Origin of the sequence: Pseudomonas sp. NCHU5216 (assembly GCF_052156495.1) — a bacterium.
Lineage (GTDB): Bacteria > Pseudomonadota > Gammaproteobacteria > Pseudomonadales > Pseudomonadaceae > Aquipseudomonas.
On record NZ_JBQLIX010000011.1, the window covers coordinates 1 to 3,910 of the forward strand.

At 66.8% G+C, this 3,910-nt stretch carries 1 protein-coding gene; it reads left to right on the forward strand.

The features are described 5' to 3' along the window. A partial coding sequence (locus ACSVIK_RS10400) for an amino acid adenylation domain-containing protein (protein ID WP_442444264.1) occupies nt 1-3,747 on the forward strand: 3,747 nt, incomplete at its 5' end. Nucleotides 3,748-3,910: the final 163 nt, after the last annotated feature.

The following is a 3,910-nucleotide window of genomic DNA, read 5'->3' on the forward strand; positions in this document are numbered from 1 at the left end:
CGCAGCGACGCCAGCCTGGAGTTCCTCGGGCGCAACGACTTCCAGGTGAAGATCCGCGGTCACCGTATCGAGCTGGGTGAGGTAGAGGCCCAGCTCGCCGGCTTGCCGCAAGTGCGCCAGGCTGTGGTCGGCGCACGGCCTGATGCCGCAGGCGATCTGCAACTGGTGGCCTGGTACACCGGTCAGCCACTGGCCGAGGCCGCGCTGCGCGATACGCTGAGCCAGGTGCTGCCAGCCTTCATGCTGCCAACACGCTTCATGCACCTGGACAGCCTGCCGCTGACCCCCAACGGCAAGCTGGATTGCAACGCCTTGCCGCTGCCGGAGGTGGACGCGGTGACCGATTACGTGGCCCCGCAGGGCGAGCTGGAAACCCGCCTGGCGGAGCTGTGGGCGTCACTGCTGCAGGTGCCGCAGGTCGGCCGCGAGCATGACTTCTTCGCCCTGGGCGGGCACTCGCTGCTGGCCATGCGCCTGTTGGCCCGGATTCGCGAGCAACTGGGGCAGGAACTGAGCCTGCGCACGCTGTTCGAGCAGCCCACGCTCAAGGCCATGGCTCGCCAACTGGCGCCGCTGCATGGCGGGGCGACGCCGGTGATCATCCCCACCGAGCATCAGGGCCAGGCACCGCTGACCTTCGCCCAGCAGCGCCTGCTGTTCCTGGCCCGGCTGGAGGGGGCCAGTGCGGCCTACCACCTGCCGGTTGCGCTGCGCCTGGAAGGCGTGCTGGACGTGCCGGCGCTGGAGCGTGCGCTACTGCGTATCGTCGAGCGCCATGAGGTGCTGCGCAGCGTTTTCCGCGACCAGGGCAGGCAGCACATCATGTCGGCGCCGGGCGGCTTTGCCCTGCGCCAGCTCGACTGGAGCGCGCGCACCGACAGCCAGGCGGCGCTGGCCGCGCTCGGCGAGGAATACGCCTGCAGCCCCTTCGACCTGGCAAATGGGCCGCTGCTGCGTGCCTGCCTGGTGCGCCTGGAAGAGCGCCAGCACGTGCTGCTGGTCACCCTGCATCACCTGATCGCCGACGGTGTGTCGATGGGCATTCTGACCGAGGAACTCAGCGCCCTTTATCAGGCCTTCAGCCAGGGCCAGGCTGACCCGCTGCCAGCGCTGCCGGTGCAATACGCCGACTACGCCGTCTGGCAGCAGCGTCTGCTGCAAAGCGACGCCTGGCAGGCCCAGGTGCAGTGGTGGGAAGACACCCTGAGCCAGGCGCCGACGCTGCTCAGCCTGCCCACCGACCTGCCACGCCCGGCTACCCAGAGCTATGCCGGGGCACGCCTGCCGGTGTGCCTGGATGCGGCCTTGACCACGCAGCTCAAGGCCTTCAGTCAGCGTCATGGCGCCACCCTGTACATGACCGTGCTGGCGGCCTGGGCGGTGGTGCTGGGACGCCTGGCCGACCAGCGCCAGGTGGTGATCGGCTCCCCGGTCGCCAACCGCGTCAGCGAGCAGGTGGAGGGCGTGATCGGCCTGTTCGCCAACACCCTGGCGCTGCCCGTCAGGCTCGAAGACGGTGTCGACAGTGTCACGCTGCTGCAACAGGTACGCGCCCTGAGCCTTGAGGCCCAGGCCCGCCAGGCGGTGCCGTTCGAGCATGTGGTGGAGCGCGTCAAGCCATTGCGCAGCCTGGCCTACAGCCCGCTGTTCCAGGTCATGCTGGCCTGGCAGAACCAGGCGTCCGGCGAACTGGCACTGGGTGAGCTGCAGTTGAGCAACCTGCCGGCGCCGACCGGCACCGCCAAGTTCGACCTGACCCTTGAGCTGGGCGAGTTCGACGGTTGCCTGCAGGGCAGCCTGGAGTACGCCACCGCGCTGTTCCTGCCCGCCACCGCCGAGCGTCATCGGGATTATCTGCAGCGCGTCCTGCGTGCGATGGTCGCCGAGCCAGAACGTGCCCTGGACAGTGTGGCACTGCCAGGCGCCGCTGAACTCGAGCAACTCAACAGCTTCAACGCCAGCGCCATGCCCTGGCCGCAAGAGCAGACCATTCACGGCCTGTTCGAGGCGCAGGCGGCGCGTACGCCTGCGGCCCAGGCCGTGGCGCATGGCGGCCTGGTGCTGACCTATGCGCAGCTCAACGAACGTGCCAATCGCCTGGCCCGATACCTGATCACCCAGGGCGTGGTGCCCGATGCGCGGGTGGGCATCTGCCTGCAACGCGGTGCGCCGATGCTGCTGGCCATGCTCGCCGTGCTCAAGGCTGGCGGCGCCTATGTGCCGCTGGATCCGAACTACCCGGCCGAGCGCATTGCCTACATGCTGCAAGACAGCGAACCGGCGGCGATGATCGGCCAGGACGCCACCCTGGACCTGCTTGGCGACCGATCGCTGGTAAACCTGGATGCCTTTGACTGGACGGCAGGTGATGATCAGGACAACCCGCTGGTTCCAGGTCTGACGTCCTCCAACCTGGCCTACCTGATCTACACCTCCGGCTCCACCGGCTTGCCGAAAGGGGTGATGATCGAGCATCGCAACACGGTGAACTTCCTCACCTGGGCTCAGCAGGCCTTCGAGCCTGAAGTGCTGCAGAGCACACTGTTCTCCACCTCGCTGAACTTCGACCTGGCGGTCTATGAGTGCTTTGCGCCATTGACCACCGGTGGTTGCGTGCATGTGGTCGAGAATGCCCTGGCGGCACGCGAGGCGAATGTCAGCCTGATCAACACGGTGCCGTCGGCCTTGAAAGCGTTGCTGGAATCCGGTGGCCTGAACGAAGGCGTGCATACCGTCAACGTCGCAGGTGAAGCCCTCAAAGGCTCGCTGGTGGAGAAACTCTTCGCCGAGACTTCGGTGCAGCGCCTGTGCAACCTCTATGGCCCGTCGGAAACCACCACCTATTCCAGTTGGGTGGCCATGGATCGGGCCGATGGCTTTGCCGCGCATATCGGTAAACCGGTGGGCAATACGCAGTTCTACCTGCTCGACGAACACCGTCAGCCGGTGCCTTTGGGCGTGGCCGGCGAGTTGTACATTGGCGGTGCCGGCGTGGCGCGGGGTTATCTGAACCGCGACGAGCTGACTGCCGAGCGCTTCCTGGCCGATCCGTTCAACGCTGAAGCGGGCGCGCGCATGTATCGCACTGGCGACCTGGCGCGCTGGCTGGCGGACGGCAACCTGGAGTACCTGGGGCGTAACGATGACCAGGTGAAGATCCGTGGTTTCCGTATCGAGCTGGGCGAAATCGAGGCGCGTCTGGCGCAGCACCCCGGGGTAACGGATGTGGCGGTGATGGCCCGCGAGGATGCGCCAGGCGACCTGCGTCTGGTGGCCTACCTGCGTGCCGAGCAGCCCCTGCAGCCAGAGGCACTGCGCGCGTATCTGCACGGGCAGTTGCCACAGTACATGGTGCCTGCGGCCTATGTGCAACTGGCCAGCCTGCCGTTGACCCCCAATGGCAAGCTCGACCGCAAGGCGTTGCCCGCGCCGGACGCCACGGCTTACCCAAGCCGCGGCTACGAGGCCCCGCAAGCGGGAACCGAGACGCTGCTGGCGGAGCTGTGGAAAGAGCTGCTGAACCTTGAACAGGTCGGCCGCCATGACCACTTCTTCGAACTGGGTGGGCATTCGCTGCTGGCAGTGACGTTGGTGGAGCGGCTTGAACGCCAGGGCCTGGAGGTGGATATCCAGGTGCTGTTCGGCCAGTCCACCCTGGCCGCACTGGCGGCGGCCACGCGGCCCAGCCAGGGCTTGCAGGTGCCGCCGTCGCGCATCCCCGCGCTGCAACGCAAACGCCGCATCTGATTCCACCTGCTGCGGCATCCGAGCAAAAGCCACGCCCCCCTGCGGCGTGGCTTTTTTGTCCCGGCTTACGGTGACAGACAGCCCCCTGGCGATCCCTTAGTTTTTCGCCACTGATCGGGCATGCCGCCGATTTTCCAGGGACTTTCACAGCGCAGGTACTTCG